Source organism: Pantoea sp. CTOTU50773 (assembly GCF_032082325.1).
GTDB lineage: Bacteria > Pseudomonadota > Gammaproteobacteria > Enterobacterales > Enterobacteriaceae > Pantoea > Pantoea communis.
The window spans coordinates 1-15401 of the sequence record NZ_DAMDQC010000101.1 but is presented as its reverse complement, the minus strand read 5'-3'; the positions used below and the strand labels follow the sequence as shown (position 1 = coordinate 15401).

Sequence of the window (15401 nt, the reverse complement as noted above, 5' to 3'; positions counted from 1 at the left end):
GAAGAAGAGAACCCGATGCTGGGCTTCCGTGGCGCGGGGCGCTATGTGGCAGACAGCTTCCGCGACTGCTTCGCGCTGGAGTGTGAAGCCGTGAAACGTGTGCGTAATGAAATGGGTCTGACTAACGTCGAGATTATGATTCCATTTGTGCGCACTGTTGACCAGGCGGCTGCCGTGGTGGAAGAACTGGGCAAGCAAGGTCTGAAGCGCGGTGAGAACGGCTTGAAGGTGATCATGATGTGTGAGATCCCGTCAAACGCCTTGCTGGCTGAACAGTTCCTGCAGTATTTCGACGGCTTCTCTATCGGTTCGAACGACATGACACAGCTGGCGTTGGGTCTGGACCGCGATTCTGGCGTGGTGTCTGCACTGTTTGATGAGCGCAACGAAGCGGTGAAGGCGCTGCTGTCGATGTCGATTCAGGCCGCCAAGAAACAAGGCAAATATGTTGGAATTTGTGGCCAGGGTCCTTCAGATCATGAAGACTTCGCTGCGTGGTTGATGGAGCAGGGTATTGATAGCCTGTCATTGAACCCAGATACCGTGGTGCAAACCTGGTTAAATCTGGCGGAATTGGATGCGGCTAAGCAGTAATCAGACCTCAATTAGGGCGCGTTCGGGGTAAATCTGAAGCGTCCCTGATGAAATCATTAAGGCCAGCGCTGCTGGCCTTTTTTTTATCCATAAAAAATACAAAAAAAAAGCCCATCACAGGGGATGGGCAAAGACTACACACAGCAATTCTTCACTTTACTCAGGGGAAAAAGGTTGTTTAAAAATCAGTGGTTTGATCTCAAACATAGGATTCATGTTATTCATCAGGCTTGCTGGCGTCTTTAAGAATCCTCTTATTAGTTTAAAGCTGATAATCTTTTCTGAGCTTTTTTAACGGTTGCGCCTGATGATTCAGTTCGAAAAATAATCATTCCGTTAGCGAAATCCACCTAAAGCGCCTAAATCTGCGTTTTTTCTTAAAAATCGCTTATGAAAAATAAAGGGTGGTGCAGGCAATTATGTGACAGCGATTAAGTTGCTTACAGCGCAGTAGGTAAGGCAAATCAGACGTGGGAGAAGAAGGCGGTGCATTTATCTGCACCGCTCGCGGATAAGGTCAGCTTTAAGGTTGCTCTTCCTCATGTTCGGCAAGAGCTTCGATGGCCGTTTGCGGGTCATCATCCGGGGCAGGCGCTTCATGCATCCACACGGAAACCAAACGATACGATACCGCTAGCACCACCGGGCCAATAAACAGTCCGATCATGCCAAAGGCGATCAATCCCCCGATAACGCCGGAAAGGATCAGAATCATCGGCAGATCCGCACCCATGCGAATCAGCATCGGACGCAACACGCTATCGAGCGTACCGACTACACAACTCCACACCAGTAATATCGTGCCCCAGGTGGTATCGCCACTCCAGTAGAGCCAGATGATAGCCGGTACCAGTACCACCAACGGCCCCAACTGCACCAGGCACGTCAGAATCATTAGCACGGTGAGCAAGGTGGCATAAGGGATGCCGGAAATCGCCAGGCCAATGCCGCCCAGCACACCCTGCACCAGCGCCGTCACCACCACACCCAGCGCCACGGCACGAATCGCTTGCCCAGCCAGCAGCACCGCCGCATCGCCGCGACGTCCGCCCATGCGATAAGCAAAGTGGCGAATGCCGTGGCCGACCTGCTCACCGCGCCAATAGAGCAACACGCTAAATAGCAGCATCACAGCGAGGTGGATCATAAAGCGGCCGAAGTGGCCGGCCTGCGCCACAAAGAAGCCGGTGGTGCGGCCAATGTAAGGTTGCAGCTGATTTAAAATCGCCCTCCCGCCGCCATCGACCATTCTATGGTAGCTGGAGTAGGTTTTGTTGCCGATATAAGGAATCTCACGCAGCCAGACAAAGTCCGGGAAAACCAGATGGCGTTGCGTGGCCCAGGCAATCACCGGCGCGCTGTTGTCGATCAGGCTACTCACCAGCAGGGCAATGGGAATAATAAACAGCAGCAGTAAGAGAATGGTCATGGCGATCACCGCCAGCGATCGTCGTCCCCACAGCAAATGCTGCAAACGGATCATCAATGGCCAGGTCGCAATCACCACCATGCTGGCCCAGGCAAAGCCCAGAATAAAGGGTTGTACCACCCACAGGCAGGCGATGATCATGATGAGAATGAACATCAACGAGAACAGCAGTTGCGGTAGATCCATACCGCGTTGCAGGCTTTTCATCACAACGTTTTGACCTCAATTAATCCTTCGTGGTGGACCGCGTGGGCCCTGATCAATGATGAGCTATTTCCTGAAAATTAAACAGAAAAAAGCAGGTGTCGCGGAGGTCTTTCCTGAAAAAACAGCAGCCATTAAAAAAATATGATAAAACCAGTGGTTGAAAAAAAAACCACGCAAACGTTTACAACATCTCGGTCACGCAATAATGATCCCACAGATTTCCCAGGCGCCAGGCCTCGTTCAACTGGTGCTGACATTCCTGCAGTCATTAAAAGAACAAGGCTTTACCGGCGATGTCGCCACCAGTTATGCCGATCGTCTCTCGCTTTCTACCGATAACAGCATTTATCAGCTGTTACCCGATGCCGCGCTGTTTCCGCGTTCGACGGCGGACGTGGCGTTAATCGCTCGTCTGGCGGGCGAAACGCGGTTTAACAGCCTGGTGTTTACCCCACGCGGCGGCGGAACGGGTACCAACGGTCAGTCACTCAATCAGGGCATTGTGGTCGACATGTCGCGCTACATGAATCGCATCCTTGAAATCAATCCTGAACAGGGCTGGGTGCGTGTGGAAGCGGGCGTGGTGAAAGATCAGCTCAATGCCTGGTTGAAGCCTTATGGATTCTTCTTCTCGCCGGAGCTCTCCACCAGTAATCGCGCTACCTTAGGCGGCATGATCAATACCGATGCATCCGGGCAGGGTTCGCTGGTGTATGGTAAAACCTCGGATCACGTGGAGGGATTGCGGGCGGTTCTGCTCGGCGGTGATATCCTGGATACCCGCGCGATGCCCATCGAACTGGCTGAGCAATTAGCAACAACACCGACAGCAGAAGGGCGTATCTATCATCAGGTGCTGAATCGCTGTCGTGATCAGCGTGATCTGATTCTGGATAAATTCCCTAAGCTTAACCGCTTCCTGACCGGTTATGACTTGCGTCATGTGTTCAGCGATGACATGCAAACCTTCGATCTGACACGTTTGTTATGCGGTGCAGAAGGGACGCTGGCCTTTATTACGGAAGCGCATCTGGACATCACGCCGATCCCGAAAGTGCGTCGTCTGGTGAACATCAAGTACGACTCCTTTGACTCTGCACTGCGTAATGCCCCTTTCATGGTGGAAGCCAAAGCGCTGTCAGTGGAAACCGTGGACTCTAAGGTGTTGAATCTGGCACGTGAGGATATTGTCTGGCATTCGGTAAAAGAGCTGATTACCGATGTGCCGGACAAGGAAATGCTCGGCCTGAATATTGTTGAATTTGCCGGTGACAACGGCGAATTGATTGAACAGCAGGTCAACAGCCTGTGCGGTCGACTGGATGAGCTGATGGCGCAGCAGCAGGGCGGTGTGATCGGCTATCAACTGTGTAATGATTTAGGCGGTATCGAGCGCATCTATAATATGCGCAAAAAAGCGGTGGGCTTGCTGGGTAACGCCAAAGGGCGCGCCAAGCCGATTCCGTTTGTGGAAGACACGGCAGTTCCGCCAGAACAACTGGCGGATTATATCGTCGATTTCCGCGCCTTGCTCGATAGCCATGGCCTGAGTTACGGCATGTTTGGCCATGTGGACGCCGGTGTTCTGCACGTCCGTCCTGCGCTCGACATGTGCGATCCGCAGCAAGAGATGCTGATGAAGCAAATCTCCGACGAAGTGGTGGCGCTGACCGCACGCTACGGCGGATTACTGTGGGGTGAACACGGTAAAGGATTCCGCGCGCAGTACAGCCCGGAATTTTTTGGCGAGACGCTGTTCAACGAACTGCGCGCAATTAAAGCCGCCTTCGATCCTGATAATCGCCTGAACCCCGGCAAGATTTGCACCCCGCTGGGCAGCAACGAGCCGATGATGCAGGTGGATGCGGTGAAACGCGGCACTTACGATCGTCAGATTCCGGTCACGGTGCGAACTGACTGGCGCGGTGCCATGGAGTGCAACGGCAACGGCTTGTGCTTCAACTTTGATGCGCGCAGCCCGCTGTGCCCGTCGATGAAGATTACCCGCAACCGTATCCATTCGCCGAAAGGACGCGCGACGCTAACGCGTGAATGGTTGCGTTTGCTGTCAGAGCAGGGCGTTGATCCCTCGCAGCTGGAACAGGCGCTGCCTAAACAGGGTGCCAGCCTGCGCACACTGATCCAACGCACGCGTAACTCCTGGCACGCGAAGCAGGGCGAGTATGACTTTTCTCATGAAGTGAAAGAGGCGATGTCAGGCTGTTTAGCCTGCAAAGCCTGTTCGACGCAGTGCCCGATTAAGATTGATGTGCCGGGCTTCCGCTCGCGCTTCCTGCAGCTTTATCACACGCGCTATTTGCGTCCGATGAGCGATCATCTGGTGGCAACGGTAGAGAGTTATGCGCCTTTGATGGCCAAAGCGCCAAAGGTGTTCAACTTCTTTCTCAAGCAGCCGTGGGTGCGCGATCTGAGTAAAACCCACATTGGTATGGTCGATCTGCCATTGCTCTCCTCTCCAAGCCTGAAACAGCAGCTCGGCGGCCATCCGGCGATGAGCCTGACGCTGGAACAGCTGGAAGCGATGGATATGGCGCAGCGTGAAAACTGTGTACTGGTGGTGCAGGATCCGTTCACCAGCTATTACGAAGCGCAGCTGGTGACCGATTTCGTCAAATTGATTGAGAAGCTGGGTTACCGCCCGGTGTTATTACCCTTCTCACCTAATGGCAAAGCACAACATGTGAAAGGCTTCCTGCAGCGCTTTGCGCGCACTGCCGGCAAAACCGCCGAGTTTCTTAATCGTGTCGCCCAATTGGGAATGCCGATGGTTGGGGTCGATCCCGCAACGGTACTGTGTTATCGCGATGAATATCAGGAAGTGCTGGGTGAGCAGCGCGGTGAGTTCAAGGTGCAACTGGTCCACGAATGGTTGCAGCAGGCCTTAGATGCGCGTGCGGTTCAAACTGCCAGCGGCGAGGCCTGGTATCTGTTTGCCCACTGCACTGAAGTCACTGCGCTGCCCTCAACGCCGAATCAGTGGCAGGACATCTTTGCGCGTTTCGGTGCGAAGCTGGAGAACGTCAACGTCGGGTGTTGCGGTATGGCGGGGACGTACGGACATGAGAGCAAGAACCTCGAAAATTCGCTCGGCATCTACGAACTCTCATGGCATCCGCAGTTACAGAAACTGCCACGTCAGCGTTGTCTGGCGACAGGTTTCTCCTGTCGCAGCCAGGTTAAACGCGCCGAGGGCAATGGCATGCGCCATCCGCTGCAGGCATTACTGGAAATGATGTAAACAAATTGTAGGAGTCGTCACAAAGCTGGATTAGAATATCCAGCCTGCGTGACGGACGAAATCACTCTGCAGGCTGGTGGCTTTATCCCACTCGCCGCTGAGCGCCAGTTGATGACACAAGCGAGTCAACGACAGGCGCGCCAGTTGATAGGCCTGAATACGGAATAAACGGTCGCGATCGGCATTGCCCATCTCCTGCACTAAGCGGTGATGGAGCTTGCCCATGGCATGCAGATAGCTTTGGTCGTCGCCGTTAAGCTCGCAGATTTCTGCCATGTCGAGACAGGTGTCGTTAAAGCGACGCAGTTGGTCAATAGTACAATCGGTGCGGTTGAGCTTAGCCTGAGCCATGTAGAAGTCGACGGTGATATCACGCACTGAAAACTTATATTCATCGATTTTGTGTTGTAACCAGGCTGAGACGGTAAGCGTCATGTCGCTACCTTAAATGGGTTAATGATAATCATTATCATATTCAACCGCGTCAGGAATGCAATTCCCGCAATGAAATTTTATTGATTTCCTTTGCCTGTTACTAAAATCGGCAATAACAATCCCTTTACATTGAAGAAAGGCGTAACCTATCAATCATGACGATGTCGTAAAGTTGAATTTCTAAATTTTACGTCATTTTAACGGGTTACGCGGGTGTGGCGCGCACGGGAATGCCGCTCACAAGCTCGATTGAAGAGACTATGCTCAATAAAGCAACAGTAAAAAACAGCACGAGATGATTATCCCTGCAAAACAAGAGGTTGAAGTGGTATCTGATATCACTACCATAGGGGGATAACCTGAAAAGGCCCAGACTTACGAGGTAGCACTATGTCATCAGTAAATGCAGCTTCCTTTTCACCCGACGATTTCGTCTGGAAAGGGCTTACGCTGACCGAATCGGCAGCGAAACAGATTCTTAACCTGGTTGAGGCGGATCCTGAAGTTAAGGGCCTTAGATTGGGTGTGAAGCAGTCCGGCTGTGCCGGTTTTGGGTACGTTATGGATCTGACAAAAGAGCCAGCCGATGACGACCTGACGTTTGAGCAATTCGGCGCAAAATTATTTGTGCCTCTTCAGGCTATGCCGTTTGTTGACGGTACCGAACTGGATTATGTCCGTGAAGGCCTGAACCAGATTTTTAAATTCAACAACCCTAAAGCTCAGCACGCCTGCGGGTGCGGTGAGAGCTTTGGCGTCGAGTAAGTAAAATGTCACGACACAGCGAAGCATCTGACGATGTACAAACGTGGGAAGGTAGCCTGAATTATAAAGAAGGCTTCTTTACCCAGTTGCAAACCGACGAATTGGCACACGGCATCAATGAAGATGTGGTGCGTGCGATTTCGGCCAAACGTAACGAACCTGAGTGGATGCTGGAATTCCGCCTCAAGGCTTTCCGTGCCTGGTTAGAGATGGAAGAGCCACACTGGTTGAAAGCTAACTACGCCTCACTCGATTATCAGGACTACAGCTACTATTCCGCGCCGTCTTGCGGCAACTGTGATGATAGCTGCGCGTCTGAACCGGGTGCGAAGCAAACCTCTGGCAGCGTCGCGTCAAGCGATTACCTGACCAAAGAAGTGGAAGACGCTTTCAATCAGTTGGGTGTTCCGGTACGTGAAGGACGTGAAGTCGCGGTTGATGCGATTTTTGACTCCGTATCCGTTTCCACCACCTACCGTGACAAACTGGCTGAGCAAGGCATTATCTTCTGCTCATTCGGCGAAGCGATTCACGATCATCCAGAGCTGGTGCAGAAGTATCTCGGTACTGTGGTTCCCCACAACGATAACTTCTTCGCGGCATTGAACTCTGCTGTGGCCTCAGACGGGACTTTTGTCTACATCCCTAAAGGCGTGCGTTGCCCGATGGAGCTGTCGACTTATTTCCGTATCAACGCGGCGAAAACCGGTCAGTTCGAACGTACCATTCTGATCGCCGATGAAGACAGCTATGTCAGCTATATCGAAGGCTGCTCAGCGCCGGTGCGTGACACCTACCAGCTGCACGCCGCAGTGGTTGAGGTGATCATCCACAAAAATGCCGAAGTGAAATATTCCACCGTACAGAACTGGTTCCCGGGCGGTGAAGGCGAGGGCGGTATCCTCAACTTCGTGACCAAGCGTGCGCTGTGTGAAGGCGATCACAGCAAGATGTCCTGGACGCAGTCTGAGACCGGTTCAGCCATCACCTGGAAATACCCAAGCTGCATTTTGCGCGGTGACTATTCCGTGGGTGAGTTCTACTCCGTGGCGCTGACCAGCGGCCGTCAGCAGGCGGATACCGGCACCAAGATGATCCACATTGGTAAGAACACCAAGTCGACCATCATCTCGAAAGGGATCTCTGCCGGTAAGAGTGAGAACACCTATCGTGGTCTTGTGAAAATCATGCCAACCGCGACCAACGCGCGTAACTTCACCCAGTGTGACTCGATGCTGATTGGTGCCGAATGCGGTGCGCACACCTTCCCATATGTGGAAACGCGCAACAACACGGCACAGCTGGAACATGAAGCCACGACCTCGCGTATTGGTGAAGACCAGATGTTCTACTGCCTGCAGCGCGGCATTAGCGAAGAAGATGCGATCTCAATGATCGTCAACGGCTTCTGCAAAGACGTTTTCTCCGAGCTGCCACTGGAATTCGCCGTGGAAGCGCAAAAACTGTTGGCTATCAGCCTTGAGCACAGTGTGGGCTGATGCCACACGCGTTGCCGGAAGCAATGTGAAGGAAAGAGTATGTTAAGCATTAAAGATTTACAGGTTAGCGTTGAAGACAAAGAGATTTTGCGCGGTCTGAACCTTGAAGTGAAACCAGGCGAAGTCCACGCCATCATGGGCCCTAACGGCTCAGGTAAAAGTACCCTGTCTGCAACGCTGGCAGGTCGTGAAGATTACGAAGTGACCGGTGGTTCTGTCAGCTTCCATGGCAAAGACCTGCTCGAGCTGGAGCCAGAAGAGCGCGCGGGCGAAGGCATCTTCATGGCGTTCCAGTATCCGGTTGAAATCCCGGGCGTCAGCAACCAATTCTTCCTGCAGACCTCTGTGAATGCAGTGCGCAAATACCGTGAGCAGGAAGAGCTGGATCGTTTTGATTTCCAGGACTTCATCGAAGACAAAATTAAACTGCTGAAGATGCCTGAAGATCTGCTGACCCGTTCAGTGAACGTCGGCTTCTCCGGTGGTGAGAAGAAGCGTAACGACATTCTGCAGATGGCTGCTCTTGAGCCAGAACTGTGCATCCTGGATGAAACCGACTCCGGTCTGGATATCGATGCGCTGAAAATCGTCGCTGAAGGCGTTAACAGCCTGCGTGACGGTAAGCGTTCATTCATTATCGTGACCCACTACCAGCGTATCCTGGATTACATCAAGCCAGATCACGTGCACGTGCTGTATCAGGGCAAAATCGTTAAGTCTGGCGATTTCTCGCTGGTTAAACAGCTGGAGGAGCAAGGCTATGGCTGGCTTACCGACGAAGAGTGATAACGCCCTGCAACAGTGGCATCACCTGTTTGAATCGCGCGGTGAGGTGCGTTCTCTGCAGGCACAGCAGCACTGGCAGCAATTAATGCGTGTCGGCTTGCCGACCCGTGAGCATGAAAACTGGAAATACACCGCGCTGGATGGCCTGTTCGCCAACCAGTTCGTGTTGCCAGAAGCGCAGACCGTGACGGCGGAACAGGTTGCTGAGCTGGCGCTACCGGTGGATGCGGTGCGTCTGGTGTTTGTTGATGGCCGCTTCCAGCCTGAGCTGAGCGCGCGCGACACCGATCTGTTTGACGTGCAGCACAGCCGTGCGGCTGAACGCCGCCCCTTGCCGGCTGCGGTGCAGCCAGAAGTGTTCCTGCATCTCACCGAAAGCCTGGCGGAAGAAGTGACTTCCATTCGTCTGGCGCGCGGCAAATCGGCGGCACGTCCGCTGTATTTACTGCACATCACCAGCGGCAAAGCCGATGCGCTGAACACCGTTCATCACCGCCATCATCTTGAGCTGGAGCAGAGCGCCGAAGCTGAAGTGATTGAGCATTACGTGACGCTGAACGGTGCGGCCCACTTTACCGGTGCACGCTTTACCTTTGCTGTCGCCGACAATGCTCAGCTGAAACACATCAAGCTGGCGTTCGAAGAGAGCAGCAGCTATCACTTTGCGCACAATGATATTGTGATTGGTCGTGATGCGCAGGTCAGCAGCACCAGCTTCCTGCTGGGTGCTGGCTTGTCTCGTCACAACACCAGCGTGCAGCTCAACGGTGAAAACACCCAGCTGTCACTGAACAGTCTGGTGCTGCCGATCAACGCAGAAGTGGCGGATACCCGCAGCTATCTTGAACACAACAAAGGCTACTGCCTGAGTCGTCAGCTGCACAAAACCATCTCGCGCGATAAAGGCCGTTCGATTTTCAACGGTCACATTAAAGTGGCGAAGCATGCACTGAAAACCGACGGACAGATGACCAACAACAACCTGTTGCTCGGTCGCCTGGCGGAAGTGGATACCAAGCCGCAGCTGGAAATCTATGCGGATGACGTGAAGTGTAGCCATGGTGCGACCATCGGCCGTATCGACGATGAGCAGATGTTCTATCTGCGCTCGCGTGGTATCCCTGAAGATGCCGCACAGCAGATGATTATCCATGCGTTCGCGGCTGAATTGACCGAACTGCTGGAAGAAGAACCGCTGCGCCAGCTGGTGCTGGAACGCATTAGTGCGCGTTTCCCTGGAGTTGAGTTATGACTTTCGATCTCGAACGAATCAGAGCGGAATTTCCGATTCTGAAACGTGAGGTCAACGGACATCCGCTGGCCTACTTTGATAGCGCGGCCAGCGCTCAGCGCCCGCTCGCGGTCATCAATGCGGAAAGTTATTTTTACCAGCACGGCTATGCAGCCGTGCACCGTGGCATTCACTCGCTCAGTGCGCAAGCCACCACCGATATGGAAAACGTGCGCACCCAAGCCTCGCGTTTTCTCAATGCGGCATCGCCAGAAGAGATTATCTTCGTTAAAGGCACCACTGAAGGCATCAATCTGGTAGCCAACAGCTGGGGCGGCAGTCAGCTGCAATCGGGCGATAACATCATCATCACGGAGATGGAGCACCACGCTAATATCGTGCCGTGGCAGATGGTGGCGCAGCGCACCGGGGCTGAAATTCGCGTTCTGCCACTTAACGAGCAGGGCGAACTGGCTGTTGAGCAGCTGAGCGGGCTGATTGATAGCCGCACGCGCCTGCTGGCAGTGACGCACGTTTCTAACGTCCTCGGTACAGTCAATCCGGTGAAAGCCATCGTGGCGCAGGCGAAAGCCGCGGGTGTTGTCACGCTGGTGGACGGTGCGCAGGCGGTGATGCATCACAAAGTGGATGTGCAGGATATCGATTGCGATTTCTACGTCTTCTCTGGCCATAAAATTTATGGCCCGACCGGTATCGGCGTGTTGTATGCGCGTAAAGCGCTACAGGAGATCATGCCTCCCTGGGAAGGCGGCGGTTCAATGATCGATCAGGTGATGCTGCCAACCGGCACCACCTGGAACACTGCCCCGTGGCGTTTTGAAGCCGGCACACCGAATACCGGTGGCATCATCGGCTTAGGCGCGGCGCTGAACTGGATCAGTGAGCTGGGATTGGATGTCATCAACGAACGTGAGACCTCTCTGATGCGTTACGCATTAGATAAGCTCGCGTCGGTACCCGACCTGATTATCTACGGTCCGGCACAACGCAGTGGCGTGGTGGCATTCAACCTTGGTAAGCATCATGCCTTTGACGTCGGGAGTTTCCTCGATCAATACGGCATTGCGATCCGCACCGGACATCATTGCGCTATGCCTCTGATGCGCCACTATGCGGTGCCCGCAATGTGTCGTGCCTCATTTGCGCTGTATAACAGTGAAGAAGAAGCCGATCGCCTGGCAGCAGGTTTGACGCGTATTCATCGTCTGCTGGGCGGTTGAGCAGATTTCAGGAGTTATCCATGGCGAATTTGCCAGAAAAAGAGAAGCTGGTGCGCAACTTTAACCGTTGCGCAAACTGGGAAGAGAAGTATCTCTACATCATTGAACTCGGTGCGAAATTACCAGAATCCTCTGAAAGCTTACAGCAGCCAGAGTATGTGATTTCGGGTTGTCAGAGTCAGGTGTGGATCCGCATGACCCCACAAGCTGATGGCACCATCGCCTTTGAAGGCGACAGTGATGCCGCCATTGTTAAAGGTTTGATTGCGGTAGTATTTAGCCTCTATCAGGGCTTGCAAGCGCAGGAGATTCTCGCGCTGGATGTCGGTCATTGGTTCGCAGAATTAGAGTTGACTCAACACCTCACTCCTACACGTTCTCAAGGATTGGAAGCGATGATTCGCGCGATCCGTCATAACGCTCAAAGCCTCAGCTAAGTTACACTCTCCAGACCCCGGCATGACCGGGGTCTGTTCCATCCGACAAAGAGAAAATTGCATGAAACCAGCGTTACGTTTAGCCGGTGCATTGCTGTTGTCCTGCTTCGGACTTTCTGCACCTGCATTTGCAACGGAATATCCCCTGCCAGCCGATAACAGCCGTTTAATTGGCGAGAATACCCTAACCACTGTCCCTGACGACAAACGGCCCTTAGAGAGCATCGCAGCGCATTATAAGATTGGGATGCTCGGCATGCTGGAGGCCAATCCTGGCGTCGATCCCTGGCTGCCCAAAGCGGGGACGCAACTGACGGTTCCATTACAAATGCTGCTGCCTGATGCACCCCGTGAAGGTATCGTCATCAACCTTGCTGAACTGCGTCTGTATTACTATCCGAAAGGGGAGAATCGCGTGGTGGTGTATCCAATCGGTATTGGCCAGTTGGGCGCTGCAACACCGAGCATGGTCACCAGCATCAGCCAGAAAATCCCCAATCCCACCTGGACGCCTACCGTCAATATCCGCAAACGCTACGCGAAAGAGGGCATCACCTTACCGGGTGTCGTTCCGGCCGGGCCAGATAACCCGATGGGCCTGTTTGCGATGCGTCTGGCGCGTGGTACCGGCCAGTATCTGATCCATGGCACCAACGCCGATTTCGGTATTGGGATGCGCGTGAGCTCAGGCTGTATTCGTTTGCGTCCGGATGATATCGAAGCGCTGTTCAACAGCGTGCCAAAGGGAACGAGGGTGCAGATCGTTAACGAGCCGATCAAGTATGCGGTGGAACCGGATGGCAAGCGTTACGTTGAGGTGCATCAGCCGTTGTCGCGCAATGAGAAGGACGATCCGCAAACCATGCCAATTGCGTTGACTGCGAAATCTAAGGCGTTTATCAATAGTCAGAAGAGTGATACCGCACTGATCAAAGAGGCGATGGTGCGTCGTTCAGGAATGCCAGTGCTGGTGAGCAGCGGTGAGCCCATCACGCAGGAAACAGCATTACCCGCGGTGCTTCAAACGCAGCAGGATGGCGCAGGACAAGCGACCATCAGTCAGGCGATGGGTGAGAGCGGCGCAAAACCCTGATTCAGGGAGGGGCAAAATCAGGACAAAAAAAATGGTGCCACATGGGCACCATTTTTCAAACCAGAACTCTTACTTACGGTAAGAGTGAGCCTGGTTGTCCAGACGCTGGTTAGCGCGAGCTGCGTCGTCTTTAGCAGCCTGAACGTCGGAACGCATTGCGTTCACGTCGTTGCTCAGCTGGTCAACTTTAGCGTTCAGAGTCTGAACGTCTGAAGACAGCTGGTCGATTTTAGCGTTGCTTGAGCAACCAGCCAGCAGAGTTGAACCCAGAATTACCGCGCCCAGTACCAGTTTAGTACGATTCATTATTAATACCCTCTAGAATTGAGTTAATCTCCATGTAGCGTTACAAGTATTACACAAAGCTTTTTGAGTTGAGAATAATTTTTTGATGAGAACATGCTTAAATTTGATCGTTCGCTCAAAGAAGCAGCGTTTCGCAGAAGATGATGAAAATATTTAGCTAAAACAGAGAGATTTAATCGGACTAACCTTAATTGTGCGGGATATTGAATAGTTATTATCGATTGGAAAAATCTGGATTTTGTATTAGCGCAAGAATAAAAAAAGCGCCCCGTAAAGGCGCTTTTAAATAAAACTTCAGGCAAAAATCAGAGTACGTGGACTGAAGCGGTGTTGGTCGTGCCACTTGGAACCAGTGCACCTGATACCATCACCACAACGTCGCCTTTCTGTGCATAGCCACTTTCCAGCGCCATTTCCTTGCCAATACGGTAGAAATCATCCGTTGAGGCAATTTCAGTCACCAGACGCGTCTCAACGCCTTTGCTCAGAATCAGCTGGCGTGCGGTAGTCGCATTGGTGGTCAGCGCCAGAATGGTGGCATCCGGGAAGTATTTACGAATCGCTTTGGCAGACTTACCGCCTTCGGTCGCCACCACAATTACTGGGGCTTCCAGCTTTTCTGCTGTTTCCACTGCGCCACGGCACACCGCTTCGGTGATGCGCAGTTTGCGTGAATCCTGCAGCTCGCCAATGCGAGATTTCATCACGCGGTCGGTACGCTCGCAGATAGTGGCCATGATGGTCACAGATTCCAGCGGGTAACGACCCTTAGCACTTTCACCCGACAGCATAACCGCATCAGTACCATCAAGGATGGCGTTCGCCACGTCGCCTGCTTCCGCGCGGGTAGGGCGTGGGTTCTTGATCATCGAATCCAGCATCTGCGTCGCGGTGATGACCACTTTGCGTGCTTTATTACATTTCTTGATCATCATCTTCTGCGCGAAGATCACTTCTTCAACCGGGATCTCAACGCCCAGGTCACCACGTGCAACCATGATGCCGTCAGACGCTTCCAGAATCTCGTCGAAGTTGTTCAGGCCTTCCTGGTTTTCGATTTTAGAGATGATCTGGATATGCTCGCCACCGTGGGCTTTCAGATGCTCACGGATTTCCAGCACATCTGAACGTTTACGGATAAAGGAAGCCGCGACGAAATCAACGCCTTGCTCGCAACCGAAGATCAGGTCACGTTTGTCTTTTTCAGCCAGCGCTGGCAGCTGGATGGAAACGCCAGGCAGGTTAACGCCTTTGTTTTCGCCCAGGTCGCCGTTGTTCAGCACGTTACAAACGACCGTGTTTTCTGTGACTTCAGTAACCTGCATGCCAATCAGGCCATCATCGACCAACACAGTGTTGCCGATTTTCAGGTCTTCGGTGAAGCCTGCATAGGTCACAGCAACACGTTCGCTGTTACCAATCACTGACTGATCGGTGGTGAAAGTGAAAGTCTGGCCGGCTTTTAATGAAACATCGTTGCCGCCTTCCAGTTTCATGGTACGAATTTCAGGACCTTTGGTGTCCAGCAGAATCGCGGCCTGACGACCGGTTTTTTCCATGACGGCACGCATGTTAGTGATGCGCTGACCATGTTCGGCATAATCCCCGTGTGAGAAGTTCAGGCGCATGACGTTCATGCCCGCTTCCAGCAGTTGAGTCAGCATCTCTTCAGATTCGGTTTTCGGACCGATAGTACAAACAATCTTGGTCTTTTTCATGTCAGGTTTTCTGTAAGTTGTGATGGATGATAGAGGTCGGGATTCGCGGCGTTTGGCAGCGAAGTGAAAATGTGTATGGTGTTGGTTTGGATCGTACAGGAGTAAGAATAGGTGACAGAGGCTAAGCGTGCAGAGAAGTTATGCAGTACGCGAGGGAACTGGCAGAACAGTGTTGCGCAAATCATTTGAGTTGTTGGCATAGGCACGTTAGCGCTGAAACCTTTCAGGTGGACAACGCGGCATAGTATAGACGCTAAGTATGCGAAAACCAATATAAAAGCTGAGAGAGAAAACGATGCAGATCAAGGAAAGGGGTGTTGCGCAAAGAGAGAGAGAAAACAAAAAGTGGTGCGCTCTAATGGACTCGAACCATCGACCCCCACCATGTCAAGGTGGTGCTC

Annotated in this window: 13 protein-coding genes and 1 other RNA gene; 9 read left to right on the top strand and 5 right to left on the bottom strand. The window is 52.8% G+C overall.

The window, feature by feature from the left end:
* A partial coding sequence (locus RT340_RS15560) for a putative PEP-binding protein (protein ID WP_313376960.1) occupies window positions 1–594 on the top strand: 594 nt, incomplete at its 5' end.
* Window positions 595–693: 99 nt separating this feature from the next.
* On the opposite strand, the gene rprA is transcribed toward RT340_RS15560, so the two are convergent.
* Window positions 694–801: antisense sRNA RprA (gene rprA, locus RT340_RS15555), an RNA gene on the bottom strand.
* 316 nt (window positions 802–1117) lie between these two features.
* Entirely contained in the window at window positions 1118–2230 is a 1113-nt protein-coding gene (ydiK, locus tag RT340_RS15550) for an AI-2E family transporter YdiK (RefSeq protein ID WP_313376958.1), read from the bottom strand.
* Between the two features lie 205 nt (window positions 2231–2435).
* Between ydiK and RT340_RS15545 the strand changes: the two genes are divergently transcribed.
* On the top strand, window positions 2436–5489 hold the full coding sequence (locus tag RT340_RS15545) for an FAD-binding and (Fe-S)-binding domain-containing protein (protein ID WP_313376956.1): 3054 nt from the start codon (window positions 2436–2438) through the stop codon (window positions 5487–5489).
* 30 nt (window positions 5490–5519) lie between these two features.
* Here RT340_RS15545 and RT340_RS15540 read toward each other — a convergent pair whose 3' ends face one another.
* Window positions 5520–5924: a hypothetical protein gene (locus RT340_RS15540; protein ID WP_045813973.1), complete on the bottom strand. Its 405-nt coding sequence runs from the start codon at window positions 5922–5924 to the stop codon at window positions 5520–5522.
* 390 nt (window positions 5925–6314) lie between these two features.
* Between RT340_RS15540 and sufA the strand changes: the two genes are divergently transcribed.
* The 7 genes from sufA to RT340_RS15505 all read left to right on the top strand — a co-directional run bounded on the left by sufA (window position 6315) and on the right by RT340_RS15505 (window position 12976).
* On the top strand, window positions 6315–6689 hold the full coding sequence (gene sufA / locus RT340_RS15535; protein WP_038647312.1) for a Fe-S cluster assembly scaffold SufA: 375 nt from the start codon (window positions 6315–6317) through the stop codon (window positions 6687–6689).
* 5 nt (window positions 6690–6694) lie between these two features.
* Complete coding sequence (gene sufB / locus RT340_RS15530) at window positions 6695–8188, top strand: Fe-S cluster assembly protein SufB (protein ID WP_038647310.1); 1494 nt, start codon at window positions 6695–6697, stop codon at window positions 8186–8188.
* A 39-nt stretch (window positions 8189–8227) separates the two neighbouring features.
* Window positions 8228–8974, top strand: coding sequence for a Fe-S cluster assembly ATPase SufC (gene sufC / locus RT340_RS15525; RefSeq protein WP_034821684.1), 747 nt, complete (start codon window positions 8228–8230; stop codon window positions 8972–8974).
* A complete protein-coding gene (sufD, locus tag RT340_RS15520) occupies window positions 8949–10226 on the top strand; it encodes a Fe-S cluster assembly protein SufD (protein ID WP_313376952.1) in 1278 nt (425 codons plus the stop codon). The genes sufC and sufD overlap by 26 nt, the downstream gene beginning before the upstream one ends.
* Window positions 10223–11446 carry a cysteine desulfurase SufS gene (sufS, locus tag RT340_RS15515; RefSeq protein WP_313376951.1) on the top strand — a complete coding sequence of 408 codons (1224 nt, stop codon included), beginning with the start codon at window positions 10223–10225 and terminating at the stop codon, window positions 11444–11446. Before sufD ends, sufS begins: the two co-directional genes overlap by 4 nt.
* A gap of 20 nt (window positions 11447–11466) precedes the next feature.
* Window positions 11467–11883: a cysteine desulfuration protein SufE gene (gene sufE, locus RT340_RS15510; protein ID WP_038647304.1), complete on the top strand. Its 417-nt coding sequence runs from the start codon at window positions 11467–11469 to the stop codon at window positions 11881–11883.
* A 61-nt stretch (window positions 11884–11944) separates the two neighbouring features.
* A complete protein-coding gene (locus RT340_RS15505) occupies window positions 11945–12976 on the top strand; it encodes a L,D-transpeptidase family protein (protein ID WP_097119273.1) in 1032 nt (343 codons plus the stop codon).
* A gap of 69 nt (window positions 12977–13045) precedes the next feature.
* Here the strand turns inward: RT340_RS15505 and RT340_RS15500 are convergent, their stop codons facing one another.
* Complete coding sequence (locus tag RT340_RS15500) at window positions 13046–13282, bottom strand: major outer membrane lipoprotein (RefSeq protein ID WP_002908860.1); 237 nt, start codon at window positions 13280–13282, stop codon at window positions 13046–13048.
* A 305-nt stretch (window positions 13283–13587) separates the two neighbouring features.
* Complete coding sequence (pykF, locus tag RT340_RS15495) at window positions 13588–15000, bottom strand: pyruvate kinase PykF (RefSeq protein ID WP_034821670.1); 1413 nt, start codon at window positions 14998–15000, stop codon at window positions 13588–13590.
* Window positions 15001–15401 lie beyond the last annotated feature (401 nt).

What these genes read in the sequence shown, in the direction of transcription:
- sufE (WP_038647304.1), top strand. Translation starts at nt 11,467, where the DNA reads ATGGCGAATTTGCCAGAAAAAGAGAAGCTGGTGCGCAACTTTAACCGT.
- RT340_RS15500 (WP_002908860.1), bottom strand. Translation starts at nt 13,282, where the DNA reads ATGAATCGTACTAAACTGGTACTGGGCGCGGTAATTCTGGGTTCAACT.
- ydiK (WP_313376958.1), bottom strand. Translation starts at nt 2,230, where the DNA reads ATGAAAAGCCTGCAACGCGGTATGGATCTACCGCAACTGCTGTTCTCG.
- RT340_RS15540 (WP_045813973.1), bottom strand. Translation starts at nt 5,924, where the DNA reads ATGACGCTTACCGTCTCAGCCTGGTTACAACACAAAATCGATGAATAT.
- RT340_RS15545 (WP_313376956.1), top strand. Translation starts at nt 2,436, where the DNA reads ATGATCCCACAGATTTCCCAGGCGCCAGGCCTCGTTCAACTGGTGCTG.
- sufB (WP_038647310.1), top strand. Translation starts at nt 6,695, where the DNA reads ATGTCACGACACAGCGAAGCATCTGACGATGTACAAACGTGGGAAGGT.
- RT340_RS15505 (WP_097119273.1), top strand. Translation starts at nt 11,945, where the DNA reads ATGAAACCAGCGTTACGTTTAGCCGGTGCATTGCTGTTGTCCTGCTTC.
- pykF (WP_034821670.1), bottom strand. Translation starts at nt 15,000, where the DNA reads ATGAAAAAGACCAAGATTGTTTGTACTATCGGTCCGAAAACCGAATCT.
- sufS (WP_313376951.1), top strand. Translation starts at nt 10,223, where the DNA reads ATGACTTTCGATCTCGAACGAATCAGAGCGGAATTTCCGATTCTGAAA.
- sufA (WP_038647312.1), top strand. Translation starts at nt 6,315, where the DNA reads ATGTCATCAGTAAATGCAGCTTCCTTTTCACCCGACGATTTCGTCTGG.
- sufD (WP_313376952.1), top strand. Translation starts at nt 8,949, where the DNA reads ATGGCTGGCTTACCGACGAAGAGTGATAACGCCCTGCAACAGTGGCAT.
- sufC (WP_034821684.1), top strand. Translation starts at nt 8,228, where the DNA reads ATGTTAAGCATTAAAGATTTACAGGTTAGCGTTGAAGACAAAGAGATT.